Source organism: Burkholderia sp. IDO3 (genome assembly GCF_003366075.1).
GTDB classification, from domain to species: Bacteria; Pseudomonadota; Gammaproteobacteria; order Burkholderiales; family Burkholderiaceae; genus Burkholderia; species Burkholderia anthina.
This window is the reverse complement of sequence record NZ_CP028963.1, coordinates 3,356,961-3,381,445: the sequence shown is the minus strand read 5'-3', so window position 1 is coordinate 3,381,445 and position 24,485 is coordinate 3,356,961. Positions and strand designations below refer to the sequence as shown.

At 68.3% G+C, this 24,485-nt stretch carries 25 protein-coding genes; 8 read left to right on the top strand and 17 right to left on the bottom strand.

Annotation, left to right across the window (positions count from 1 at the left end; genetic code table 11):
* Window positions 1-48: 48 nt before the first annotated feature.
* Window positions 49-1,299 carry an acetyl-CoA hydrolase/transferase C-terminal domain-containing protein gene (locus DCN14_RS30560; protein ID WP_096508905.1) on the top strand — a complete coding sequence of 417 codons (1,251 nt, stop codon included), beginning with the start codon at window positions 49-51 and terminating at the stop codon, window positions 1,297-1,299.
* Window positions 1,300-1,642: 343 nt separating this feature from the next.
* On the opposite strand, the gene DCN14_RS30555 is transcribed toward DCN14_RS30560, so the two are convergent.
* From DCN14_RS30555 to DCN14_RS30515, 9 genes are all read right to left on the bottom strand, one after another.
* Complete coding sequence (locus DCN14_RS30555; protein ID WP_096508904.1) at window positions 1,643-1,861, bottom strand: hypothetical protein; 219 nt, start codon at window positions 1,859-1,861, stop codon at window positions 1,643-1,645.
* Window positions 1,861-2,313 (bottom strand): hypothetical protein, encoded by a 453-nt coding sequence (locus DCN14_RS30550; RefSeq protein ID WP_096508903.1) that lies wholly within the window; start codon window positions 2,311-2,313, stop codon window positions 1,861-1,863. The genes DCN14_RS30555 and DCN14_RS30550 overlap by 1 nt, the downstream gene beginning before the upstream one ends.
* 89 nt (window positions 2,314-2,402) lie before the next feature.
* Complete coding sequence (locus tag DCN14_RS30545; protein ID WP_096508902.1) at window positions 2,403-2,723, bottom strand: DNA-binding transcriptional regulator; 321 nt, start codon at window positions 2,721-2,723, stop codon at window positions 2,403-2,405.
* Window positions 2,716-3,081 carry a type II toxin-antitoxin system RelE/ParE family toxin gene (locus tag DCN14_RS30540; RefSeq protein ID WP_096508901.1) on the bottom strand — a complete coding sequence of 122 codons (366 nt, stop codon included), beginning with the start codon at window positions 3,079-3,081 and terminating at the stop codon, window positions 2,716-2,718. The genes DCN14_RS30545 and DCN14_RS30540 overlap by 8 nt, the downstream gene beginning before the upstream one ends.
* 115 nt (window positions 3,082-3,196) lie before the next feature.
* The gene (gene glmS / locus DCN14_RS30535) at window positions 3,197-5,014 is read right to left on the bottom strand and encodes a glutamine--fructose-6-phosphate transaminase (isomerizing) (protein WP_096508900.1); all 1,818 of its coding nucleotides are present in this window, start codon (window positions 5,012-5,014) and stop codon (window positions 3,197-3,199) included.
* A 54-nt stretch (window positions 5,015-5,068) separates the two neighbouring features.
* Window positions 5,069-6,430 carry a bifunctional UDP-N-acetylglucosamine diphosphorylase/glucosamine-1-phosphate N-acetyltransferase GlmU gene (gene glmU, locus DCN14_RS30530; protein ID WP_096508899.1) on the bottom strand — a complete coding sequence of 454 codons (1,362 nt, stop codon included), beginning with the start codon at window positions 6,428-6,430 and terminating at the stop codon, window positions 5,069-5,071.
* A gap of 135 nt (window positions 6,431-6,565) precedes the next feature.
* Window positions 6,566-7,561 (bottom strand): tRNA 2-thiocytidine(32) synthetase TtcA, encoded by a 996-nt coding sequence (gene ttcA / locus DCN14_RS30525; protein WP_096508898.1) that lies wholly within the window; start codon window positions 7,559-7,561, stop codon window positions 6,566-6,568.
* A complete protein-coding gene (locus DCN14_RS30520) occupies window positions 7,558-7,962 on the bottom strand; it encodes a dihydroneopterin aldolase (RefSeq protein WP_096508897.1) in 405 nt (134 codons plus the stop codon). The genes ttcA and DCN14_RS30520 overlap by 4 nt, the downstream gene beginning before the upstream one ends.
* A gap of 78 nt (window positions 7,963-8,040) precedes the next feature.
* A complete protein-coding gene (locus tag DCN14_RS30515) occupies window positions 8,041-8,784 on the bottom strand; it encodes an SDR family oxidoreductase (RefSeq protein WP_115531464.1) in 744 nt (247 codons plus the stop codon).
* Window positions 8,785-8,797: 13 nt separating this feature from the next.
* Here DCN14_RS30515 and DCN14_RS30510 point away from each other — a divergent pair, with 13 nt between their 5' ends.
* Together DCN14_RS30510 and DCN14_RS30505 are read left to right on the top strand one after the other, a co-directional pair.
* Entirely contained in the window at window positions 8,798-9,988 is a 1,191-nt protein-coding gene (locus DCN14_RS30510; protein ID WP_096508287.1) for an SAM-dependent methyltransferase, read from the top strand.
* A gap of 11 nt (window positions 9,989-9,999) precedes the next feature.
* Window positions 10,000-10,194, top strand: a complete 195-nt coding sequence (locus DCN14_RS30505; RefSeq protein ID WP_096508286.1) for a DUF2905 domain-containing protein — start codon at window positions 10,000-10,002, stop codon at window positions 10,192-10,194.
* A 60-nt stretch (window positions 10,195-10,254) separates the two neighbouring features.
* Here DCN14_RS30505 and DCN14_RS30500 read toward each other — a convergent pair whose 3' ends face one another.
* The 6 genes from DCN14_RS30500 to DCN14_RS30475 form a co-directional block, all read right to left on the bottom strand.
* On the bottom strand, window positions 10,255-10,476 hold the full coding sequence (locus DCN14_RS30500; protein WP_096508285.1) for a hypothetical protein: 222 nt from the start codon (window positions 10,474-10,476) through the stop codon (window positions 10,255-10,257).
* 98 nt (window positions 10,477-10,574) lie between these two features.
* Window positions 10,575-11,483 (bottom strand): carbohydrate kinase, encoded by a 909-nt coding sequence (locus DCN14_RS30495; RefSeq protein ID WP_096508284.1) that lies wholly within the window; start codon window positions 11,481-11,483, stop codon window positions 10,575-10,577.
* Complete coding sequence (locus DCN14_RS30490) at window positions 11,480-12,763, bottom strand: AGE family epimerase/isomerase (RefSeq protein ID WP_096508283.1); 1,284 nt, start codon at window positions 12,761-12,763, stop codon at window positions 11,480-11,482. Before DCN14_RS30490 ends, DCN14_RS30495 begins: the two co-directional genes overlap by 4 nt.
* Window positions 12,760-13,779: a LacI family DNA-binding transcriptional regulator gene (locus DCN14_RS30485; RefSeq protein ID WP_096508282.1), complete on the bottom strand. Its 1,020-nt coding sequence runs from the start codon at window positions 13,777-13,779 to the stop codon at window positions 12,760-12,762. Before DCN14_RS30485 ends, DCN14_RS30490 begins: the two co-directional genes overlap by 4 nt.
* Before the next feature lie 414 nt (window positions 13,780-14,193).
* Window positions 14,194-16,032, bottom strand: coding sequence for an EAL domain-containing protein (locus DCN14_RS30480; protein ID WP_096508281.1), 1,839 nt, complete (start codon window positions 16,030-16,032; stop codon window positions 14,194-14,196).
* Between the two features lie 191 nt (window positions 16,033-16,223).
* On the bottom strand, window positions 16,224-17,267 hold the full coding sequence (locus DCN14_RS30475; RefSeq protein WP_096508280.1) for a bile acid:sodium symporter family protein: 1,044 nt from the start codon (window positions 17,265-17,267) through the stop codon (window positions 16,224-16,226).
* A 347-nt stretch (window positions 17,268-17,614) separates the two neighbouring features.
* Here DCN14_RS30475 and DCN14_RS30470 point away from each other — a divergent pair, with 347 nt between their 5' ends.
* The 3 genes from DCN14_RS30470 (at window position 17,615) to DCN14_RS30460 (ending at window position 20,654) form a co-directional block, all read left to right on the top strand.
* Window positions 17,615-18,100 (top strand): peptide-binding protein, encoded by a 486-nt coding sequence (locus DCN14_RS30470; protein ID WP_096508279.1) that lies wholly within the window; start codon window positions 17,615-17,617, stop codon window positions 18,098-18,100.
* Window positions 18,101-18,445: 345 nt separating this feature from the next.
* The gene (locus tag DCN14_RS30465) at window positions 18,446-19,522 is read left to right on the top strand and encodes a porin (RefSeq protein ID WP_096508278.1); all 1,077 of its coding nucleotides are present in this window, start codon (window positions 18,446-18,448) and stop codon (window positions 19,520-19,522) included.
* 169 nt (window positions 19,523-19,691) lie between these two features.
* Entirely contained in the window at window positions 19,692-20,654 is a 963-nt protein-coding gene (locus tag DCN14_RS30460; RefSeq protein ID WP_096508277.1) for a LysR family transcriptional regulator, read from the top strand.
* A 120-nt stretch (window positions 20,655-20,774) separates the two neighbouring features.
* Here the strand turns inward: DCN14_RS30460 and DCN14_RS30455 are convergent, their stop codons facing one another.
* Complete coding sequence (locus DCN14_RS30455; RefSeq protein WP_096508276.1) at window positions 20,775-21,734, bottom strand: nitronate monooxygenase family protein; 960 nt, start codon at window positions 21,732-21,734, stop codon at window positions 20,775-20,777.
* Window positions 21,735-22,012: 278 nt separating this feature from the next.
* On the opposite strand from DCN14_RS30455, the gene DCN14_RS30450 reads away from it, so the two are divergent.
* A complete protein-coding gene (locus DCN14_RS30450) occupies window positions 22,013-22,909 on the top strand; it encodes an alpha/beta hydrolase (RefSeq protein WP_096508275.1) in 897 nt (298 codons plus the stop codon).
* 50 nt (window positions 22,910-22,959) lie between these two features.
* Here the strand turns inward: DCN14_RS30450 and DCN14_RS30445 are convergent, their stop codons facing one another.
* Window positions 22,960-23,451: an Lrp/AsnC family transcriptional regulator gene (locus DCN14_RS30445; RefSeq protein ID WP_096508274.1), complete on the bottom strand. Its 492-nt coding sequence runs from the start codon at window positions 23,449-23,451 to the stop codon at window positions 22,960-22,962.
* Between the two features lie 113 nt (window positions 23,452-23,564).
* Here DCN14_RS30445 and DCN14_RS30440 point away from each other — a divergent pair, with 113 nt between their 5' ends.
* Window positions 23,565-24,467 (top strand): DMT family transporter, encoded by a 903-nt coding sequence (locus DCN14_RS30440; protein WP_096508273.1) that lies wholly within the window; start codon window positions 23,565-23,567, stop codon window positions 24,465-24,467.
* The last annotated feature ends 18 nt before the right edge of the window (window positions 24,468-24,485 follow it).

Here is a 24,485-nt window from a genome sequence, read left to right as displayed (position 1 = left end):
GGGCGCACGGCGTTGCCGTGTGCCTGCCGCTTTTCGGCCGAAGGTTCGATGACACATTATCTGGTTCAGGAGTCGTTCGATCTCGCGACATGGGTGCGGGAAGGCGACACGGTGTTGTGGGGGCAGGCCAACGCGGAACCACTACCGCTTACGCGTGCGTTGATGGCGCAGCGAGAACGGATCGGGCGATTCCGCGTGGTATTGGGGATCGCGTCGAGCGACGCGTGCCGCGCGGAGCATGCCGATTATGTCGAATTCGTCAGCTATGGCGGATCAGGGGCGAATCGCGCGTTGGCCAATGCCGGGGTGCTCGACGTGCTGCCATGTCATTACTCGCAACTGCCTGCATTGCTGCGGGACGGTGCGTTGCGCGTCGACGTGTTGCTGCTGCAGGTGGCGGGACCTGACGAGGCGGGGCGCTACAGCCTCAGTCTCGCGCATGAATATTTGCTGCCCGCTCTCGACAGTGCACGAGTCGTGATCGCCGAAGTTAACCGGCAGGCGCCATGGGTCTACGGCGAGCGGTCGCTGGCGCTCGACCGGTTCGACGCGGTCCTGCTGTCCGATCGACCGGTGCTGGAGCAGGCACGCACTGCGTCCACATCCTGCGATGAACGGATTGCCCGGCACGTGGCCCGATACATCGAGGACGGCGCGACCCTGCAGACGGGCATCGGTTCGATTCCCGATGCCGTGCTCGGCAGCCTGACCGCGCATCGCGACCTCGGCGTGCACTCCGGGAGCATTGGCGATGGCGTGGCGAGACTGATGAATTGCGGTGTGATTTCCAATGCGCGCAAGTCGATTGACAGAGGCAAGACTGTTGCGGGGGTCCTGATAGGAAGCGATGTCCTGCATCGCTTTGCTCATCGCAATCCCCATTTGCTGATGCGCTCGACGGACTACGTCCATCATCCGGACGTGTTGTCCCGCATCGATCGATTCGTCGCGATCAATTCCGCGATTGAAGTCGACTTGACGGGGCAGGTGAACGCCGAGGTCGCGAACGGCACCTACCTTGGCGCAGTGGGCGGCGCGGGTGATTTCTTGCGCGGCGCCGCCCGCTCGCGAGGCGGGGTGCCGATTATCGCATTGCCGTCCATGAGTCACGCGCGGAGCCGAATCGTTGCGCAACTGAACGGTCCGGTCAGCACGTCACGGAGTGACGTCGGCCTGATTGTGACGGAGTTCGGGGCGGCTGACTTGCGCGGACTGAGTCTGAAACAGCGCGTCAGCCGAATGGTCGACATTGCTCATCCCGACGTTAGGGATGAGCTCGCTTGCGCGGGACGGATATGATTGGTTTTCCTGAACGGCCACCGGATTGGTGGAGGCTCCAACTTTCGAGAGAAGGGCGCCCTGAACATGGATGGTCAAAGAGAGCAGATGGGCTGCACCCATGCGTCGATAACGTTCCAGTAGGCCGGTACGGTGATAGGCCGCTTCAACCGGATTCCAGCCAGATCGGACGAAGCACGCTGAGCTTGCTCCCGAAAAACGAGTCTCTTGCCGGGTGATGAAACGCAAGCAAGGAGGGGCAAGGCGATGAAGGGTGATGCAAGGCGGCGGGCAGCGGAACGCCGCCGCGAAAACGTGAACAGGCGGGAAGGGCGACGCCGGCCCGGGCCGCGCCGCGCGAGGTTCAGCGGTGGTTGTCGATCCATGCGCGGGCCCATTCGAGCCCCGCTTCGCGTGCGTCGTCCTCGGTGTCGAACACGCCGAGCACGCCCGACGCTTCGACGAGCCGGTTGTTCTGCGTGATCGTGCCGCTCGCCGCGAAGCGTTCGGGTTGCAGGATTTCGTCCTGCTGCAGGATCGCGTGGCCCCAGATCTGGTAGCCGAGATAGGTCTGCGCTTCCATTATCGAGTCACCTCCGCGGAACGGTTGCCCGTGCCGACACGCAGCACGTTGCCGTCCGGCGTGTATTGCCGCGGGATATTGGAGAAATTGAGTGCGTGCGGCGTGTCGGGCGTGGCCGGCTGCATCACCGTGAGCCGGCCCGGTGCGGGCTGCGCGACCGGACGCGGCGTGCCCGGCGCTTCCACCGTGGTGGCGCCCGGGTGATGCGGCACGACTTTGACGGCCTGCGCGACGCGGCGCTTGTGCGGCTTCGCGGCGGCTTTCGGCTGCACGCTCGCGTGCTTTTCCGCGGCTTTGCTGCCGGCATGCGAGGCCGGCGTACGGGCGTCCGGCGCGTGCGGGGCCGGCAGCCGTGCCTCGGGCGGGTTCCAGACTTCGACGTAGTGCTCGGTGGCCCAGCCCGTCGACGCGAACGTCAGCGCCAGCAATCCGCATCCAAACAGTCTTACCATTGTCTCTCCGTCATATTCCTTGCGGCTCGCACGCGTTGCGATGCCCGGTGCGGGGCGCGGCCGCTCATGCGCATTCGGGGAATGCCGGCTCAGGAGAACACCTCGAGCCCGTGTTTCTCGATGATCTGCAGCATGCGCGCGGCGATGCCGCTCGGCCGCTTGTCGCCCTGTTCCCATTGGCGGATCGTCGAAGTCGTGGTGTTCAGGTAGAGCGCGAACACGCTCTGACTGACGTTGACCGACTTGCGGATCCGGGCGATCGCTTCCGGATCGAACTGCGGCGCGGCTTCGATGCAGAGCTCGTCGTACTCGCGCATCGTCTTCTTGTCGATCAGTTGCGCGCGATAAAGGCCCGACGCGGCGCTGTGGATCGCCTCCGTCGCGTCGCTCTTGAATCGACTCTTAGCCATTGCAAATCTCCACCCACTCTTTCAGGGTAACCAGCGTCGCGATGTCGCTGTCGGTGTGTCGGCCGACATCCGCGGCGAGCTTTCTGAAGGCACGCAGTTCACGGGCGTCGATGTTGTCGCGATCGCATTTCGCGAACAGGAACACGAACACCCACGTGTCCCCGATCCTGCCCAGCACGATTGCGCGCTGGCGATTCCCGTCGAGGCGCTTCTTCCAGACGTTGCCGCCGAGATCGACGCCCTGGCCGCGGGCCAGCTCCCGCACCGCGCGGCAGAGTTCGCCATCGGCGATTCCCGCTTTTCCGGCTGCCTTGTGAAACCACTTCGTCTTGAAGACGCGTCGTACGGAAGCAGACATGTCGAGCCAGTCGAGCTAGCACAGGATTATATACCACTAAGTGGTATATATTTCGACCTGGCCAAACGGCCGGCTGCCCACCGATACGACGTTCGGACGGGCCGGCCACGGCCCGTTACTCCACCGTCACCGACTTCGCGAGGTTGCGCGGCTTGTCGACGTCGGTGCCGCGCGCGCACGCCGTGTGATACGCGAGCAGTTGCAGCGGCACGACGTGCAGGATCGGCGACAGTGGCCCGTAGTGTTCCGGCATCCGGATCACGTGCAGGCCGTCGTCGTTGACGATCTGCGTGTCGGCGTCGGCGAACACGTACAGCTCGCCGCCGCGCGCGCGCACTTCCTGCATGTTCGATTTCAGCTTCTCGAGCAGCGTGTCGTTCGGCGCGACCGTGACGACCGGCATCGCTTCCGTGACGAGCGCGAGCGGCCCGTGCTTCAGTTCGCCGGCCGGATAGGCTTCGGCGTGGATGTACGAGATTTCCTTCAGCTTCAGCGCGCCTTCGAGCGCGATCGGGTAGTGCAGCCCGCGGCCGAGGAACAGCGCGTTTTCCTTGCGCGCGAATTCTTCCGACCACGCGATGATCTGCGGCTCGAGCGCGAGCACGCTGTTCAGCGCGGCCGGCAGGTGGCGCAACTGCTTCAGGAACTCCGCTTCCTGCGCGGCATCGACGTGCCCGCGCAGCTTGCCGAGCGTCGCGGCCAGCACGAACAGCGCGACGAGCTGCGTCGTGAACGCCTTCGTCGACGCGACGCCGATCTCGGTGCCCGCGTGCGTGAGGAACTGCATCTCGGTGAGGCGCACCATCGCGCTCGTCGCGACGTTGCAGACCGCGAGCGTATGCGTGTGGCCGAGCGACTGCGCGTGCTTGAGCGCGGCGAGCGTGTCGGCCGTCTCGCCCGACTGCGAGATCACCAGCACGAGCTGGCGAGGGTTCGGCACCGATTCGCGGTAGCGGTATTCGCTCGCGATCTCGACCTGGGTCGGGATCTTCGCGATCGATTCGAGCCAGTACTTCGCGGTGAGGCCCGAGTAGTAGCTCGTGCCGCACGCGAGGATCAGCAGGCTGTCGATGTCCGCGAACGCGGCGGGCGCGGCAGCGCCGAACAGCGTCGCATCGAAGGCTTCGGTTTGCGGCACCGTGTCGCCGATCGCGCGCGGCTGCTCGAAGATTTCCTTCTGCATGAAGTGGCGATACGGGCCCAGCTCGACTGCGCCGCCGTATGCGCTGACGACGCGGATCTCGCGCTGTGCGAGCGCGCCGTGGCGGTCGACGATCTTCACGCCGTCGAGCGACAGCTCGCACATGTCGCCTTCCTCGAGGAACGTGAAGCGGTCGGTGCTGCCGGCCAGCGCGAGCGCGTCGGACGCGAGGAAGTTCTCGCCGTCGCCGTGGCCGACGACGAGCGGCGAACCCTGGCGCGCGCCGACGACGGTGTGCGGCTGGTCCTTGTGGATCACGGCGATCGCGTACGCGCCGTGCAGCTGCTGCACGGCTTCGCGCACGGCGTCGAACAGGTCGCCGCGATACAGGCTGTGCACGAGGTGCGCGATCACTTCGGTGTCGGTCTGCGACACGAATTCGTAGCCCTTCGCGCGCAGCGCGTCGCGCAGCGGCTCGAAGTTCTCGATGATGCCGTTGTGAACGAGCGCAAGCGCATTCGACGAGAAGATCGGGTGCGCGTTGTGCGTGACCGGCGCGCCGTGGGTCGCCCAGCGCGTGTGCGCGACGCCCGTCGTGCCTTCGAGGTGCGATTCGCGCACCTGCGCGTCGAGATCGGCGACGCGCGCGACGCTGCGCGCGCGCTTCGGTGCACCGGGCTCGAGCACGGCGACGCCGCACGAGTCGTAGCCACGGTATTCGAGGCGCCGCAATCCTTCGATCAGCACCGGAACGATATTACGTTGCGCAACTGCGCCGACAATGCCGCACATGAATGGTCAATCCTGTAAGTCGACGCGGACGCCGCCCGGGCGTCCGCAAAAGGTTCAGCTCTTCTTCTTGACCGGGCGGACGTAGCCGCTCTTCGCGAGCTGCGTCTTCTCGTTCAACGCGAGCATGCCGTCGGCGACGTCCTTCCAGATCGTCGTGCCCGCCGCGATCGTCACGCCGCGGCCGACGCGCACCGGCGCGACGAGCTGCGTGTCCGAGCCGACGAACACGTCGTCCTCGATCACGGTGCGGAACTTGTTCGCGCCGTCGTAGTTGCAGGTGATCGTGCCCGCGCCGATGTTCACGCGCGCGCCGATGTCGGCGTCGCCGATGTAGGTGAGGTGGTTCGCCTTCGAGCCGTGGCCGATCACCGCGTTCTTCACCTCGACGAAGTTGCCGACGTGCGCTTCGTCCGCGAGCTGCGCGCCCGGGCGCAGCCGCGCGTACGGGCCGATCACGGTGTGCGCGCCGAGCTCGGCGCCGTCGATGTGCGTGAACGCGTCGATGCGCGTGCCCGCGCCGACCGACGCGTTGCGGATCACGCAGTTCGCGCCGATCGTCACGTTGTCGGCGAGCGTCACGTTGCCTTCGAACACGCAGTTCACGTCGATCGATACGTCGCGGCCGCAGCGCAGCGCGCCGCGCACGTCGATGCGGGCCGGATCGGCGAGCGTGACGCCGTCGACGAGCAGCGCATCGGCGACGTTGCGCTGATGGATGCGCTCGAGCTCCGCGAGCTGCGCCTTGCTGTTCACGCCGAGCGTTTCCCATTCCTCGTCGGGCTGCGCGGTGACGACCTCGAAACCGGCCTCGATCGCGAGTTCGACGACGTCGGTCAGGTAGTACTCGCCTTGCGCATTCTCGTTCTTCAGCGCGCCGAGCCACATCGACAGTTGCGCCGTGGGCGTGACGATGATGCCGGTGTTGATCTCGGCGATCTTCAGCTGCTCGGGCGATGCGTCCTTTTGCTCGACGATGCGCGTGACGAAGCCGGACGCGTCGCGCACGATGCGGCCGTAACCGGTCGGATCGTCGAGCGTGACGGTCAGAATCCCGTAGCGGCCCTCGCGCGCGGCGTCGATGAGGCGCCGCAGCGTGGAGGCGCGGGTGAGCGGCACGTCGCCGTACAGCACGAGCGTCGGTTGCGCGGGATCGAGCAGCGGCAGCGCCTGGCGCACCGCGTGGCCGGTGCCGAGCTGGTCGGCCTGCACCGCGAACTGGACGTCGGGCGCCGCGACCGCGGCCTGGACCTGCTCGGCGCCATGCCCGACGACGACGACGAGCCGCGACGGCTGCAGCGTGCGCGCGGTGGCGATGACATGGGAGAGGAGCGGCCTGCCGGCCAGGGGATGAAGCACTTTCGGCAGCGCGGAACGCATGCGCTTGCCGGTGCCTGCCGCCAAAATCACGATATTCATGGCGCGCGCTTGGTCAGGGAGTTCGAAGCCGTCCATTTTAGCATGCGGCCCCTGTCGTACCGGGCCTGTCGCGGCGGGGCGACAGTGCCGGAACGGGGCGCGCCCGGCCCCGTTCCGGCGATGTTCGGACCCTGCTTACAGGTCGTCGAACTGGACGATCGAGATCGGTTTCGCGGCGCCCGGCGCGGCGGTGGCGTCGCCCGATGCGCACGGTTCCTCGTCGAACGCGATGTCGCCCTGCGGATCGGCTTCACCGGTCGCGCGCAGCGACGCGAACGGGAACTGGGTCGTATCCATCAGGTGCGACGGCACGACGTTCGAGAGCGCGCTGAACATGTTGTCGACGCGGCCCGGGAAGCGCTTGTCCCATTCGCGGATCAGCGCCTTCATTTCCGCGCGCTTCAGGTTCGGCTGGCTGCCGCACAGGTTGCACGGGATGATCGGAAATTCGCGCAACTCCGCGTATTTCTCGAGATCGGTTTCCTTCACATACGCGAGCGGGCGGATCACGACGTTCCTGCCGTCGTCCGACTGCAGCTTCGGCGGCATCCCCTTCAGCTTGCCGCCGTAGAACATGTTGAGCAGCAGCGTCTGCAGGATGTCGTCGCGGTGGTGGCCGAGCGCGATCTTGGTCGCGCCGAGCTCGCCGGCTACGCGGTACAGAATGCCGCGGCGCAGCCGCGAGCACAGCGAGCAGGTGGTCTTGCCCTCAGGCACGAGCCGCTTGACGATGCTGTAGGTGTCCTGGTTCTCGATGTGGAACGGCACGCCGACCTGCGTCAGGTACTCGGGCAGCACGTGCTCGGGGAAGCCCGGCTGCTTCTGGTCGAGGTTGACCGCGACGATGTCGAAGTCGATCGGCGCGCGCTCGCGCAGGCGCAGCAGCACGTCGAGCATCGCATAGCTGTCCTTGCCGCCCGACAGGCACACCATCACCTTGTCGCCCTGCTCGATCATGTTGTAGTCGCCGATCGCCTGGCCGACCTGGCGCACGATCCGCTTGAACAGCTTGTTGTTCTCGTACGCTTCCTTCTGCTCGCGGCGCGTCAGCGCGCGGCGGCCGGTTTCGGCGACGGTGGCTTCGATGGCGGCGCCTTCGGCCGCCGGGTCATTCATGTGGGGGGCGTTCATGCGCGCTCCTCGTCCTTGATGCGAAAGACTTCGACGCCGACGGCGTCGCAGTCCGGATAGGCGTCCGGTTTCTCGGTACGGACGCGTACCGCGCGCACGGTGTCGTGCGCCAGCAGGTGCGCGGCGATCGCGTCGCACAGCGTTTCCTGCAGATGGATGTGGCCGCGCGCCACGCACCGCGTGACGCTCTGCTTCATCAGATCGTAGTCGACGACTTCGTGCAGCCGGTCGTCGACGGGGGTGGACAGCGCGAGCGGCACGAACAGGTCGATGTTGATGACGACGCGCTGCTCGCCGCGCTTCTCGTGTTCGAAGGCACCGATGTTGATGTGCACCTCGTAGTCGCGCAAGTAGAGCCTGCGGCAATCCGCGAGGCGGGGGTGCAGGAGAGCGGAAAACATGGGCGTCCCAGTCAAATTGGCGTGCGCGCACGCAAAGCGGCGCGGGCGGCGGTGATCAGGCCGCGCGATCCGCGCGGTTCATTCATTCGGGCCGGCGGCGGGCGGCACCAGGTGCTCGCCGCCGTCGACGGTCAGCGTCGCGCCCGTCACGCCGGGCGCGCTCGCGAGATAGCAGGCGGCCGCCGCGATGTCGTCCGCGTGCGGCGCGTGGCCGCGCACGAGCGCCGCGACGCGCACCTTCGGCGCGAGCGCCAGCGCCAGCGCGGCGGTCGCGCGGTTCAGCGCGGCCTGCATCAGCGCGTGCGACAGCTGCGCCGGTGCCGGGTGAAACAGGGCCTGATCCAGTACGTGGATCGCGCACGCACGCAGCGCTTCGTCGCCGCGCGCGGCGTCGGGCGTCGCATCGGCGAGCGCGCGGGCCAGTGCGAGCGGCGCCGTCACGTTGCGCGCGAGCGCGCCGGCGAGCGACGCGCCGTCCACCGTGTGCGCGTCGTCGGCGCCGGCGCACGCGCTCACGAAAACGGCGCACGCGGGCCGGCCCAGCGCCGCGCGGCAGGCCGCGACGAGCGCGGCCGCATCGGCTTCCAGGGCCAGATCGGCGTCGAGCACGGCCGCGCGGCGGCCCAGCGCGGCGACGTCGGCGACGAGGGCGTCGGCGGCCGCGCGCGGCGTGCCGGGGCTGCGCTGCAGTGCGACGTCCCAGCCGCGCCGGGCGAATGCCGTCGCGAGTGCCCGACCGATCGACGCGGCGTCGGCCGCGCTGCCCAGTGCGCCTGCGACGAGCGCGATGCGCGGGGGCGACGTATCGGCTGAAACGGTCATTTACAATGCCGGGATGAACCCGAAAGCTCACGAACCCGCTAGTTTACCTGCTCCCGGCCCCGACGCGCTTGCGCAGTCCGAAACCCTTGCCGCGCAATTGCGCGACGAGATCGCGGCGGCGGGCGGCTGGCTGCCGTTCGACCGCTTCATGGAGCGCGCGCTGTACGCACCCGGTCTCGGCTATTACAGCGGCGGCGCGCGCAAGTTCGGGCGCCGCGCCGACGACGGCAGCGACTTTGTGACGGCCCCCGAGCTGTCGCCGCTGTTCGCGCAGACGCTCGCGAATTCCGTCGCCCAGGCGCTCGCGGCGAGCGGCACGCGCAGCGTGATGGAATTCGGCGCGGGCACCGGCAAGCTCGCGGCCGGCCTGCTCGCGGCGCTCGACGCGCTCGGCGTCGCGCTCGACGAATACCGGATCGTCGACCTGTCGGGCGAACTGCGCGAGCGGCAGCGCGACACGATCGCGGCCGCCGCCCCGGCGCTGGCGGACAAGGTGCGCTGGCTCGACGCGCTGCCCGAGCGTTTCGACGGCGTCGTGATCGGCAACGAGGTGCTCGACGCGATGCCGGTGCGGCTGTTCGCGAAGGCGGGCGATGCGTGGCTCGAGCGCGGCGTCGCGCTCGACGCGCGGCACGCGTTCGTGTTCGACGACCGGCCCGCCGGGCCGGCCGGCCTGCCGCCGGTGCTCGCGACGCTCGACGTCGACGACGGCTACGTGACCGAGACGCACGAAGCCGCGCAGGCGTTCACGCGCACCGTGTGCACGATGCTCGCGCGCGGCGTGGTGCTGCTCGTCGACTACGGCTTTCCCGCGCACGAGTACTACCACCCGCAGCGCGACCGCGGCACGCTCATGTGCCACTACCGGCACCACGCGCACGACGACCCGTTCCTCTACCCGGGCCTGCAGGACATCACCGCGCACGTCGAATTCACCTGCATCTACGAGGCGGGCGTCGGCGCCGGCGCGGATCTGCTCGGCTACACGTCGCAGGCGCGCTTCCTGCTGAACGCGGGCATCACCGACGCGCTGGCCGCGATCGACCCGTCCGACATCCACGGCTTCCTGCCGGCCGCGAACGCGGTGCAGAAGCTGATCTCGGAGGCCGAGATGGGCGAGCTGTTCAAGGTGATCGCGTTCTCGCGCGGCATCGACGGCACGCTCGACGCGTTCGCGCGTGGCGACCGCTCGCACGCGCTCTGACGGAGGGCCGCATGCTGCGCTGGCTGATGACGTCGTTCGTCGCGGTGATGATCCTGACGCGCTGCTGGCCGTGGCTCGGCAAGCTCGGCATCGGGCGGATGCCGGGCGACGTCACGCTGACGCTCGGCGGGCGGCGTTATCCGTTCCCGTTCATGTCGACGCTGGTGCTGACGATGCTGGTGGCGATGGTGGCGCGGCTGCTCTGAGCCGCGTCGAAGCAGGCAGCGCGCGCAGGCAGGCCGCGGCGCGCGCGATGGTGCTGCGCGTTACAGTTCGATTTCGCCGAGGATCCGGTGCGCGAGCGCCTTCGCCTCGTCGAACGCCTCTTCCTCGCTCGGGCTCGTCGAGTGGACGTCGTAGCGCATGTTCTCCGTCTCGTCGCCGTCGTCCCGGGCGAGGATCACATAGCCCTGGAACTGCCCGTTGCCCGCGTGCTGCGTATGCGCCTTGGCCGTGTAGATGCCTTTGGTGAACGTGTTCGTGTCCATCGTGCCTCTCCCGCAAAAGGACACTTCATCGTAGCACTGCGGCGCAGCATGTACAGCGCCGCTAATCGGTGACCGATCAGCGCGCCGTCATCGTTCCGTCACCGTTCGAGCAGCGCGACGACTTCGTCGAGCGTCGGCGCGTGCGCGCCCGTGTGCCGGCACGCGGCGGCTCCCGCGGCGAGCGCGAACGCGAGATGTTCGGGCCACGTGCGTTGCGGCGCGGCCATCAGGCTGAACAGCATGCCGCCGATCGACGCGTCGCCGGCGCCGACGGTGTCGACCACTTCGACGCGCGGCGGGCTGGCCTCGTGCACGCCGCCGTCCGCGTGGAGCGTCGCGGCCTGCGCGCCGCGCGTGACGAGCACGGCCGCCCGCGGGTTCAGCGCGCGCACCGCTTCGACCGCATCCGGGCCGTCGCCGCCGAACAGGTGGCGCAGGTCCTCGTCGGATACCTTGACCAGATCGGCGAGGCCCGCCATCTTCTCGAGCGTCGGCCGGTACGCGGCCGTCATCAGGTTCCGGTAGTTCGGATCGAAGCTGATCTTCACGCCGCGCGCGTGCAAGTCCTCCGCGAGCGCGACGAGCGTGCCCGCGAGCGGTTCGCGCACGAGGCTGATGCAGCCGAAATGCGCCCATTTCACGTGCTCGGTCCAGCCGGCCGGCAGCCGCGCCGGGTCGAACGCGAGGTCCGCGCTCGCGTCGCCGATGAAGAAGTACGCGGGCGGCCGCGTCTCGTGGACGATCGCGAGCAGCGGTGCGCGCGGCACGCGCTGCAGGAAGCGCAGGTCGAGCCCGGCCGCTTCGCTGGTGCGCCACAGCACGTCGGAGAAGCAGTCCTCGCCGATCGAGCCCGCGAGCGCGCTCGGCATGCCGAGCCGCGCGACCGCGCGCGCGACGTTCCAGCCGGCGCCGCCCGGCACCGACGTCCACTGCGCGTCGCCCGCGCGCACCATGTCGGTCAGGATGTCGCCCGCCGACACGAAAGCCGGAAATGCGCCGCCGCTCATTGCGTCGACTCGCTGCGCGCCGCCATGCGCGCGAGGGTCCCGAGCACGTCGTAGCACGCGCCCATCGTGTGATAGTCGGTCTTGCCGGCCGGGCTCTTCTCGTCGCTGTACTTGCGGTTGTCGCACGTGAGGATCCGGTACCACGCGCCGTAGCGGTGATCGACGAAATGCGCCCAGCTGTAGCGCCAGATCTCGTCGTACCAGTCCCAGAAGCGTTCGCTGCCGGTGCGCGCGCCGAGCATCGCGGCGGCGGCGAAGGTTTCCGCCTGCACCCAGAAATACTTGTTGTGGTCGCAGACGGTGAAATCGGGGCCGAAGCCGTAGCAGAGGCCGCCGTGATCGGCGTCCCACGCGTGCGTGAGCGCGGCGTCGAACAGCTCGGCCGCGCGCGGCACGAGCCAGTCGAGCGGGCGGTGCCGCTCGAGGATCAGCAGCAGCTTCGCCCATTCGGTCTGGTGGCCGGGCTGGAAGCCCCATGGACGGAAGATGTTCGAGCTGTCTTCCTTGTTGTAGTCCCAGTCGACCGACCAGTCCGCGTGGTAGTGCTCCCACACGAGGCCGCCGGACAGCGCGGCCTGGCGCTGCGTGATGTGGGTCGCGAGCTTTTCCGCGCGGTCGAGGTAGGTGACGTGCCCGGTCGCCTCGTAGGCCGCGAGCAGCGCTTCCGTCATGTGCATGTTCGCGTTCTGGCCGCGGTACGACGACACGATCCAGTTCGGCGTCGCGTCGTCCGCGTAGAGGCCCGCGGCCGCATCCCAGAAGCGGTGTTCGGCGAGCTCGTAGGTCGACGCGATCAGCGCGCGCGCTTCGTCGATGCCGGCCATCGTCGCGTGCGCGGCGGCCAGCAGCACGAACGCGAGCCCGTAGCAGTGGCGCGTGCCGTCGAGCGTCGCGCGCTTCGCGCCGTCGCGCCAGTCGAGCTCCCAGTCGTAGCCCTGCAGCGCGTCGTCCCAGTGCGCGTCGCGCAAGAAGCGCAGGCCGTGGCGCGCGTAGTCGAGATGGCGCGGATCGCCGAAATGCCGGTACGCCATCGCGTAGTTGAAGACGAACCGGCAACTGCTGACCAGATGCCGCGACGTGCGGTTGTAGATGCTGCCGTCGTCGCGGAAGTAGTGGTAGAAGCCGCCCGTCGGGTCGAACGCGTTCGGCGCGTAGAAGCGCAGCGTGTCCTCGACGTGCGACAGCAGGAACGACGGATCGCGGAAGTTCCCGACGAACGGCGCGGCTTGCGCGTGGGTGGCCGGCGTGGCCGAGCAGGATTGGACCGGGGGCATGTTCATGATTCGGTGACCGTGGCGGTATCGAGCGCCGGCGAGCCGGCGGGCTGACTGCTGGCCCGCACGATCAGCGCGACGGGCAGGGAGATCTCGGTGCGCTCGGGCGATTCGGCGAGCAGCAGTTCGACGCCGCGGCGGCCGAGCGCTTCCTTGTCGACGGCGAGCGTCGTGAGCGGCGGATTCGCATGCGCGGCGGCCGGAATGTCGTCGAAGCCGACGATCGCGATGTCTTCCGGAATCCGCACGCCGCGCGCGATGCACACGCGCTGCGCGGCCAGCGCGGCGGCGTCGTTGTACGCGAATACGGCGTCCGGGAGCGGGCCCGGCGCGTCGAGCAGTTGCTGCATCGCACGCGCGGCGCCCGTGTCGGGGTCGAGCCCGGCGTCGATCGTCACTTCGTAGGCCGGGTCGAACAGCCGGCCGGCCTCGAAGAACGCGCGCCGGTAGCCGATCGCGCGCTGCGCGAGGCTGTAGTGCGCGCCCGGGCCGCCGATGAACGCGATCCGCGAGCGGCCGGTGGCGAGCAGGTGGCGCATCGCGAGCGCCGCGCCCGTCGCGTTGTCGATGTTCACCGAGCGCAGGCCGGGCGCCCACAGGTCGATCAGCACGAGCGGGCGGCCGGTCGCGGCGAGCGCCTCGATCGTCTCGGGCTCGATGAAGCCGGCCACCGCGATCGCGTCGGGCGCGTGCGGGCGCATCTGGCGCAGCACGTCGTCGTTCGGGCCGACCGTGAGCAGCGTCGGCACGATGCCGCGCTCGCGGCACGCGTCCTCGACGCCGTGCAGCACGTGCGAGAAGAACGGGCTGGCGGGAAAGCGGTTGTGCTGGCGGTGCAGCAGGAAGGTGAGCCGGCGAATCCGGGGCCGCAGCTGGGCCGGGTCGTAGCCGAGCCGCTGCGCGATCTCGACGACGCGCGCCCGCGTGGCCTCGGACAGGCCCGGCTGGTTTTTCAGCGCGCGGGAGACGGTGCCGATCGAGACCTCTGCCGCCCGCGCTACGTCGCGAATGGTGGTGCCCATCGTTCGGGATCCGGTTTGTTTAGGATGAAGGCGATTGTATAGTAAAAAACATCGCGTAATTCGGGCCGGATAACCGGGGAATACCCGAAAATAACCGGGTTTTAGGCGCTAATCTGCGAAAACGCCGTTACTAAAAATACTAAACAAAACGCGAAAAAGGCAAGGTGATCGCGACGAAGAGACGGGTGGGGCGTGGCGGGGCGTTGGCGGTGTTCGGGGAACGGGGAACAGGGAACGGAGAACGGAGAACGGAGAACGGAGAACGGGGGCGGCCGACACGGATTGGCGCACCGGTCGCCGTCTGGCCGCCGGCGGGAAACGGGCCGACGCCCGGCTCTGGCCGCAACGCCGTGGGCCGATGGCCGGCGGGCCGCGCGGGCCGGCGCTCAAGCGTTGCCGGGCGCGGCCCGTCGTTCAGGCCGCCGCCGCGCGCGGCGATCCGTCGCGATCGCGCAGCGCGGCGCGGCCCTCGTCGAGATCGACGAGCGCGAGCCCGCCCGGCTGCTGTTTCGCGCGCCGTTTGGCGAGCGCCGCGACCGATGCGATCTCGTCGCTGCCGTAGCGCATCGCGCGGTGCGCGCCGGCCGGCACGCCGACCGCGCCGATCGCCATCGTCACGAAGCCGAAGAATGCGGGATTGCCGTGGCGGTCCTCGCCGCTCAGTCCGCCCGCCTGCCGGTCGGCCTGCGTGTAGAAGCGCTGCGCGCCGTCGTTGAAGCGCGCGATCGCGTCTGCCGCGCGCGCGTGCCAGTCGTCGCGCTGGAACAGCACGAGGAAATCGTCGCCGCCCACGTGCCCGAGAAAGTCGCGCTGCGGATCGCACACGCCGGCCAGCACCGTCGCCGCGAACTTCAGCACTTCGTCGCCCTGCCAGTAGCCGTACTGGTCGTTGAACGGCTTGAACTGGTTCAGGTCGACGTAGCACGCGTGGAAGCCGGCGTCGCGTGCCAGCAGGCGGTCGATATGCGCGCTGATCGGGATGTTGCCGGGCAGGAACGTCAGCGGATTCGCGTAACGCGCGGCCTCGATGCGCATTTCGGTCACTGCGCGCACGAGGCTCTCGCCGGTGCCGAGCCCGACGTAGCGGCCGTGTTCGGTGATCACGAAGCCGTCCGCGAGATAGCGCTGGTCGTGGCTCGCGAGCAGCAGCGCGAGCTGCTCGACCGTCGTCGCGTTGTCGATCATCAGCGGCGTGTCGTTCGCGAACTGCAGGCACGGCTTTTTGCCGAATACCTCGCGGTGATACGGCAGCGCGAAGCGGTCGATGAAGCCGCGCCGGTTCACGAGTGCGACGGGCCGCCCGCGTTCGACGAGCGCGACCGCATGCAGCTCGGGCATCCGGTTGAACAGGTCGAGTGCGTCGTTGCTGGTCGCGTCGCGCGGCAGCGCCGGCGCGGGGACCAGCATCTTCGCGGCGATCGTGCCGGCCGGCCGCGCGGTGCGGGTCGCGCCGGGAAACACCGCGATGTGCGGCGTGCCGATCGCGTCGCGCGCGGCCGGCGCGACGAACCGCGACGGCTGCGCATCGGGCCGCCCGAGCAGGAAACCCTGCACGCAGCGGATCCCCATGTCGCGCACGACGATCAGGTCGCACGCGTTCTCGATCCCTTCCGCGATCAGCTGCGCGCCGCTGGCCTGCGCGAAGTGCTGCATCGCGCGAACCGCTTCGAACTTCAGCGGATCGCGCGCGATGTCGTGGATGAAGAAGCGGTCGATCTTCACGACGTCGGGGCGCAGGCGCAGCCACAGGCTCATGCTGGCGTTCGCGGTGCCGTAGTCGTCGAGCGCGAACTGGATGCCCGTGTCGCGCAGCGACGCGACGGCCGGCTCGATGCGCGCGACGTCCGGCATCGCGGTCTGCTCGGTCAGCTCGATCACGATGCGCTCGGCGCCGATCCGCGCGCGGCCGAGCAGCAGCCGTACGCGGTCGCGTTCCTGCGCGAGCTGCAGGATCGTGTCGGCACTGAAGTTGAGGAACAGCTTGCCGTCGCAGTCGAGCGCGGCGAACGCGTCGAGGCAGGCGAGCGCGGCCGCCTGCTCGAGTGCGACCGTCGTGCCGTCGCGAGCGGCCTGCGCGAACAGGGCGGCGGGCGGCTCGAGATCGGTGCCGCGCGGGCCGCGGATCAACCCTTCGTAACCGACGACCGTGCCCGAACCGAGATCGACGATCGGCTGGAAGACGGCGGCGAGCGCGCGTTCGGCGATCAGGCGTGCGGTCGGGGTGGCGGTGGAGCCGGAATGGGGCGCGGGCATGGGCAGGGCTGCCGAAGCGACGGGACGCCCGACTTTAACGGCAGCGCGCGCGAAGAATTAAATGAAGATTTTGTGACGGCGGGGTGACATCGGCCGGTGCGAGCGCTGGGGTGTGCCGTTGAAAGGCGGGAGGCGGAAAGCGGACGGAGGACAAAAAGCACCAAGGGCGCGGCCGCCACGCCCTCGTCAGATCAACGCTTGCCCGCGTTCAGCGCTCCGCTTCCGCGGGCGGCGCCGGCCGCCCCATCGCGGCCGTCCTGCTCGCCGCTCAGGTCGCGCGCGCCCCAGCGCTGCGCGAGCGCCGCGCACGCCATCAGCTGGATCTGGTGGAACAGCATCAGCGGCAGCACGATCGCGCCGACCGCCTGCGCCGAGAAGATCACCTTCGCCATCGGCACGCCGGCCGCGAGGCTCTTCTTCGACCCGCAGAAGATGATCGTGATCTGGTCGGCGCGGTTGAAGCCGAGCCGCTTGCTGACGAACGTGGTCAGCACCAGCGCGATCACGAGCAGCACGACGTTGACGACCAGCAGGCCGCCGAGCGCGCGCGCCGGAATCTGGTGCCACAACCCCTGGTTCACGGCTTCGCTGAACGCGACATAGACGACGAGCAGGATCGAGCCCTGGTCGACGAAGCGCAGCACGCCGCGATTGCGCTCGATCCAGCCGCCGATCACGGGCCGCAGCAACTGGCCGGCGATGAACGGCACGAGCAGCTGCATCACGATGCTGCCGACGGTGCTCCACGGCGAGGCGGCCGCGCCCGACTGCGACGTGATCATCAGCCCGACGAGCGCCGGCGTCACGAAGATGCCGAGCAGGCTCGACGCGGACGCGGCGCACACGGCGGCCGGCACGTTGCCCTTCGCGATCGACGTGAACGCGATCGACGACTGGACCGTCGACGGCAGCGTGCACAGGAACAGCACGCCCGCGTACAGCGTCGGCGTGACGAGCGGCTGCAGCACGGGTTTCAGCACGAGGCCGAGCACCGGGAACAGCGCGAACGTGCTGAGCAGCACGACCGCATGCAGCCGCCAGTGCGTCGCGCCCGCGACGACGGCTTCGCGCGACAGCTTCGCGCCGTGCAGGAAGAACAGCAGGCCGACGGCGATGTTGGTCGCCCAGTTGAACGCGTGGGCGGCCGGGCCGCGGCACGGCAGCAGGCTCGCGAGCACGACGGTGCCGACGAGCGCGAGCGTGAAATTGTCGGGAAGGAAACGGGGACGGGCCATCTGGAACTCGATTCGGAAACAGGTGCGCGCGCACCGCGCGCGCGAATGCCGCTATTGTCCCGGCGGATCATTCAATACACAAATTCATTGTGTGAATCGATTGATGAATCAGATGCATATCGGGGCGCCTGTTCGCACAGGCCGCCGGTGCGCGCAACGGCAGAAGAATGTTCTGTCACGATCGCCCCCGGAAGTGAAAAAACCTAGCAGTAACATGGTGTTACACCGGTGCCCGCGACATAACACTTTTTGGCTCGACACCGTTTCGGGCCGCTCATAAATTACTGCTGAAAGGCTTGCGTTGGCCGGGAACAGTCGGCAGCGCACCGCAACAGGCACTGAATGTGATGACGGAACGGGTGAAACTGAAGGTCGGACGATGGGTGGCAGGCGCGCTGTGCGCGCTGCTGATGCCGCTCGCGCTCGCCCAGCCGCCGCATGGCGGCGGCCGTGCGTTCGGCGGCCACGGTTTCGGCGGCGGCGACATGCACGCGTACGGCCAGCCGGCCGGCGGCGCGCAGGTCTGGCGCCGCGCGGTGCCGCCGGGCGGCGCCCGTGCCGGCGGCGTGAGCGGCTACGGTTCGCGCTGGGGCCTGCGCCCGACGCCGTCCTACGGCCACTACGCCGCACAAAGCCCGTATCGCCCGATCAGCGCCGATTCGCGCCAGATGCCGCGCCCGCCGGGCGGCGGCAACGTGCCGCTGCGCGCCGGCTCGATCCGCGCCGACGTCGCGCGCTACAACGAGGAGCGCGGCGGCCGTCCGATGCCGCCGCCCCGCTCGCAGGAAGAGCCTGCGCACTCGCCGTTTTTCTCCCCGTTCTACCGAAACTGAGCGCCCCGCGCGCTCGTCCCCCCGCCGGCTGATGCGAATTCGCCACAGTCGCGCATAGATTTCCGCTGATTTTCCCGCCGCATTGCGCTATCTTTCGCGCCCGGCCCGCGCACGCCAGGCGGCCATCCCGCCGCGTGCCCGCACCGCGCGGGGCCGCCGCGCCGCGTCGGGCCATGCAGGAATTCCGCGAAGTTAATGCTGCCGCTATACCCGCAATAAGTGTGCGCAATTTTGACCGGACAAATGATCCGTAAAGATGGCTGCGCCCCATACGACGCTAGCACTCGGCTCCAAAAAACAACGCTCGCGCCACTTATCGACAATTCGACAAAACCTGGAGATCCCATGAAAGCATTCGCTCGCCGTGCGTCCCGCACGTCCGTCAAGCTGATCGCCGCAGCCGCCTGCGTGGCGGCCACCGCACCCGTCCATGCGCAGTCGAGCGTGTCGCTCTACGGTCAGGTCGACGAATGGGTCGGCGCCACCAAGTTCCCGGGCGGCGATCGCGCATGGAACGTGGGCGGCGGCGGGATGTCGACGTCGTACTGGGGCATGCACGGCGCCGAGGATCTGGGCGGCGGCTACAAGGCGATCTTCACGCTGGAGAGCTTCTTCCGCGCACAGAACGGCCAGTACGGCCGTTTCCAGGGCGACACGTTCTTCGCGCGCAACGCGTATGTCGGCATCAGCTCGCCGTACGGCACGGTGACGGCAGGCCGTCTGACGACGCACCTGTTCCTGTCGACGATCCTGTTCAACCCGTTCTACGATTCGTACACCTTCTCGCCGATGGTGTACCACGTGTTCCTCGGCCTCGGGACGTACCCGACCTATCCGAGCGACCAGGGTGCGGTCGGCGATTCGGGCTGGAACAACGCGCTGTCGTACACGTCGCCTTCGTTCGGCGGCCTGAATTTCGGCGCGATGTACGCGCTCGGCAACCAGGCGGGCGACAACCGTTCGAAGAAGTGGAGCGCGCAGTTCAACTACGCAAACGGTCCGTTCGCGGCAACGGCCGTCTACCAGTACGTGAACTTCAACAACGGCCCGCAGGATCTGAGCGCGCTGGTGGCCGGCATGAAGAGCCAGGGCATCGCGCTGGTCGGCGCGACCTACGACCTGAAGGTCGTGAAGCTGTTCGGCCAGTACATGTACACGAAGAACGACCAGGTGGCGGGCAGCTGGCACGTGAACACCGCGCAGGGCGGCGTGTCGGTGCCGCTCGGCGTCGGCAACGCGATGGCGTCGTACGCGTACTCGCGCGACGCGGGCGGCCTCGACCAGACGCGCCAGACCTGGGCCGTCGGCTACGACTATCCGCTGTCCAAGCGCACGGACGTCTACGCCGCCTACATGAACGACCACATCAGCGGCCTGTCGAGCGGCAACACGTTCGGCGCAGGCATCCGCGCGAAGTTCTGACGATTCGTTCGCCGCACGCGCGCTTCGCGCGTCCGGCCTGACGGTTTTCCGCCTCCAAGACGGCGCCGCCATCTGCGGCGCCGTTTTGCCTTTGTTGACCTTTTTATTTCCTCGCCTTTGTTACCCTATCTCGTAATTGCATGATTCCCAGGAATTGCGAGCTAGTTCGATGGATACCCTCGTCAGCATGAATGTGTTTCGCTACGTCGTCGAAGTGGGCAGCTTCGTCGGCGCGGCCGAGCGCATGCAGATGTCGGCCGCGATGGCGAGCAAGCACGTGATGCATCTCGAGCAGCAGCTCGGCGCGCGGCTGCTGCATCGCACGACACGACGTGTCGCGCCGACCGAGGCGGGACGCGAATACTATGAGCGCCTCGTGCAGGCGCTGTCGGAGCTCGACGAAGCCGGGCAGGCGGTCGGCGCCGCGAGCGTCGTGCCGCAGGGCCGATTGCGCGTGACGTCGCTGTCCGCGTTCGGCTTGCGGCACGTGATGCAGGCGGTCACCGATTACGCGGGCCGCTTCCCCGACGTGACCGTCGACATGACGCTGTCCGATCGCGTGGTCGACCTCATCGAGGAAGGCTACGACGTCGCGGTGCGCGCGGCGCCGAACGGCTTGAAGTCGTCGTCGCTGGTCGCGCGGCAGATCGCGACCGCGCACATCCTGCTGGTCGCGTCGCCCGAGTATCTCGAGAAGCACGGCACGCCCCAGACGATCGCCGATCTCGCGCACCACAATTACCTGCGTCGCGATTCGAATTCGACGATGCTCGATTCGCTCGTGATCGATGCGGCCGCCGCGTCGCGCGTGAACCTGAACGGCAACCTGATCGTGAACCATCTCGAAGGGCTGCGCGCGGCCGTGCTCGCGGGCGCGGGCATCGCGCTGCTCGGCACCGAGGTGGTCGGCGACGACATCGAGTCGGGCCGGCTCGTGCCGGTGCTGCTCGATTCGGTGCCGCCGCACGAAGCGCCGATCTACGCGGTGTACGCGAGCCGCCGTCACGTGTCGGCGAAGGTGCGTTCGTTCGTCGACTTCCTCGCCGCGCGTTTCGAAGGGCAGTCGCTGTGCCCGTCGATCGAATCGCGCCTGCGCGTGCTGCCGATCACGCGGATCAAGCGCGCGGGCTGACCGACGGCTGCCGCGCCGCGAGCGGGCATGAAAAAAGCGCGAGCCGTTGCGGTTCGCGCTTTTTTGTTTTGTCGGGCCGCATGCGCGGCGGCGGCGGAACAACCCGCCGCCATCTCTGCGTCAGCGCGGGATTCCGAGCCGCGCCTTCGCGTCGTCGTATTCGCGCTTCAGCCGCTCGACGAGCGCGCCGACGCTCGGTAGGTCGTCCATCAGGCCGACGCCCTGGCCGGCACCCCAGATGTCCTTCCACGCCTTCGTCTTGTCGCCGCCGAAATTCATCTTCGACTTGTCGGATTCCGGCAGGGCGTCCGGATCGAGACCGGCTTTCTCGATGCTCTCGCGGATGTAGTTGCCGTGCACGCCGGTGAAGAGGTTCGTATAGATGATGTCGGACGATTTCGCGTTGACGATCGCGTGCTTGTAGTCCTCGACCGCGTGCGCTTCCTGCGTTGCGATGAAGCGCGTGCCCATGTACGCGAGGTCGGCGCCCATCGCCTGCGCGGCGAGGATCGAGCCGCCGTTCGCGATCGAGCCGGACAGCACGATCGGGCCGTCGAACATCTTGCGCACTTCGCCGACGAGCGCGAACGGCGAGGTCGTGCCCGCGTGGCCGCCGGCACCGGCGGCCACCAGGATCAGCCCGTCGACGCCGGCCTCGAGCGCCTTCTGCGCATGGCGCAGGTTGATCACGTCGTGCAGCACGATGCCGCCGTAGCTGTGCACCGCGTCGACGATCTCGCGCGCCGGTGCGCGCAGGCTCGTGATGAAGATCGGCACCTTGTGCTCGACGCACACCCGCACGTCATGCTCGAGTCGTGCGTTGGACTGGTGGACGATCTGGTTGACCGCGATCGGGCCGATCACCGCGTCCGGGTGCTTCGCCTTGTGGCCGGCGAGCTCGGACTGGATCTGCGTGAGCCACTCGTCCAGCAGTTCGGCCGGACGGGCGTTGAGCGCGGGGAACGAACCGACGATGCCCGCCTTGCATTGCGCGAGCACGAGTTCGGGGTAGCTGACGATGAACATCGGCGACGCGATGACGGGCAGCGTCAGGTTCTGCAGGACGGCGGGCAATGCCATGTGATGTCTCCAGTCTCGAGGGGCGGCCGGAAGCGGCGCGGTCGCGCCGACGCCGGCTTCATGCTTGGCGATCGAACGGTATATCGAGTGTAGCTGCGCGACGGTACGTCCATATTAATACGAACGGTCGTGCGATTCTACGCGAGCTTAACAAAATGCGCGGCGTGGCGACAATCGAGGGAGTGTTCTCTTTCTAGGTTTTCGGCTATCTACCGCGCGCTGAACGGGGTCGGGCGCTCCTACAATAATCGCCATAACAAACCAACGAGAAACAAACCATGTCGTTTGAGGCGTTTGCACCGTTTCGCGTGACGGTGCAGGACACCGACATCTTCGGTGTCAAAGGAGGCGCGGGGCCGCCGCTTCTGCTGCTGCACGGCCATCCGCAGACCCACATGATCTGGCATCGCGTCGCCGCGACGCTGGCCAACCATTTCACGGTGATCGCGACCGACTTGCGCGGCTACGGCGCGTCGGGCAAGCCGCCGAGCGACGCGCGGCATGCGCCTTATTCGAAACGCGCGATGGCGGCCGACCAGGTCGCCGTGATGCGGCATTTCGGCTTCGGGCAATTCCACGTGTGCGCGCACGATCGCGGCGCGCGCGTGGCGCACCGGCTCGCGCTCGATCACCCGGCGGCCGTCGAGCGGATGATGCTGCTCGACATCGCGCCGACGCTCGCGATGTACGAGCAAACCGACCGCGCGTTCGCGACCGCGTATTTCCACTGGTTCTTCCTGATCCAGCCGGAGCCGCTGCCCGAATCGCTGATCGAAGGCCGTACCGACACGTACATCGAGCGCGTGATGGGCAACCGTTCGGCCGGGCTCGCGCCGTTCGCGCCGGAAGCGCTCGCCGCCTATCGCGCCGCGCTCGCGCAGCCGGGCGCCGTGCATGCGATGTGCGAGGACTACCGCGCGTCGGCGACGATCGATCTCGAACACGACCGCGCGGATCTCGAGCGCGGCAACAAGGTCGCGTGTCCGCTGCGCGTGCTGTGGGGCGCGAACGGGATCGTCGGGCGGTGCTTCGATCCGCTCGACGAATGGCGGCGGGTCGCGCGCGATGTGAGCGGCCGCGCGCTCGAGTGCGGGCACTACATTCCGGAAGAGGCGCCCGTCGCGCTGATCGACGAACTGCTCGCGTTCTTCGAGGCGCGCGACGCGGCCGCGTAAGCGGCACCGGCGGCGCACCGGCGGCGCGGCGTGTTCCGTGCGTGCAGCGTTCAGCGGTGCGCGGCGGCGTCGTCGGCGAGGGGCGGCAGGCGGCGCGGCACGGGCGTCGATTTCACGATCGCCGTGCTCGTTTCCGCCCGCTCGGTCACCTTCGCGAGGATGTCGTCGAGGTGTTCGATCGTGCGCAGGTAGAGCCGGCAGATGAAACAGTCGTCGCCGGTCACCTTGTCGCATTCGACGAATTCCGGAATCCGGCGCAACACTTCCTCGACCAGATGCAGCTGCCCCGGCAGCGGTTTCACGCGGACGATCGCCTGCAGCGTGTAGCCGAGCGCGCGCGGATCGAGCTCGACGGTGAAGCCGGCGATCACGCCTTGCGCCTCGAGCCGCCGTACGCGCTCGGCGGTGGCGGGCGCCGACAGCCCGATCTGCCGCGCGAGTTCGCTGGTCGCGATGCGCGCGTCCTCGGCGAGTGCGGCGAGGATCGCGCGGTCGGTTGCGTCGAGCGACGCGACGGCAGGCGGGGGAAGGCGTTTTGGCATGATCGCTTTGCTTTCGAAGGTGAATCGGCTATTTCACTTTAGTTTAGCCGTGGAAGCGCGGAAGGCAAGTTTCTAGAATCGAAGTCATTCTCTCTCGTCAAACGGAGTCCATGATGGCCTCGAACGAAACCCGCCGCGGCGCCGCCGAGATGGTCGTCGCGATGATGATGTCCGGCACGATCGGCTGGCTCGTGATGTCGTCGCAGCAGCCGCTCACCAATGTCGTGTTCTTCCGCTGCCTGTTCGGGGCGGCGACGCTCGCGATCGTCTGCGCGGCGCTCGGCTTCCTGCGCCGCTCGCTGTTCTCGCCGCGCATGCTCGCGCTCGCGACGCTCGGCAGCGTCGCGATCGTCGCGAACTGGCTGCTGCTGTTCGCCGCGTATTCGCGCGCGTCGATCTCGATGGCGACCGCCGTCTACAACACGCAGCCATTCATGCTCGTCGCGCTCGGCGCGATCGTGTTCCGCGAACGGATCGGCGCGTCGACGATCGCGTGGCTCGCGCTCGCCTTCGTCGGTCTCGTGTGCGTGGTGCGCGTCGAGCCGGCCGTGCTCGCGGTGCCGGGCGAATATCTCGAAGGCGTCGCGCTGTCGCTCGGGGCCGCATTCCTGTACGCGGTGTCGTCGATCGTCACGAAGCATCTGAAGGGCACGCCGCCGCATCTGCTCGCGCTGCTGCAGGCCGGCCTCGGCATCGTGCTGCTCGCGCCGTTCGCGCACTTCGGCACGTTGCCCGCGACGCCCGCGCAGTGGCTCGATCTCGTCGTGCTCGGCGTCGTGAACACGGGGCTGATGTACGTGCTGCTGTACGGCGCGATCCAGAAGCTGCCGGTCGCGATGACGGGCGCACTGTCGTTCGTCTATCCGGTCGTCGCGATCATCGTCGATCACGTCGCGTTCGGGCAGACGCTCGCGTGGACGCAGGTGTTCGGCGCGCTCCTGATCCTGCTCGCGGCGGCCGGCGTGAACCTCGGCTGGCGCATCGTGCCCGCGCGTCGCGCGGCGGTCCGCAACTGAAACGCGCGTGCGGTTCGG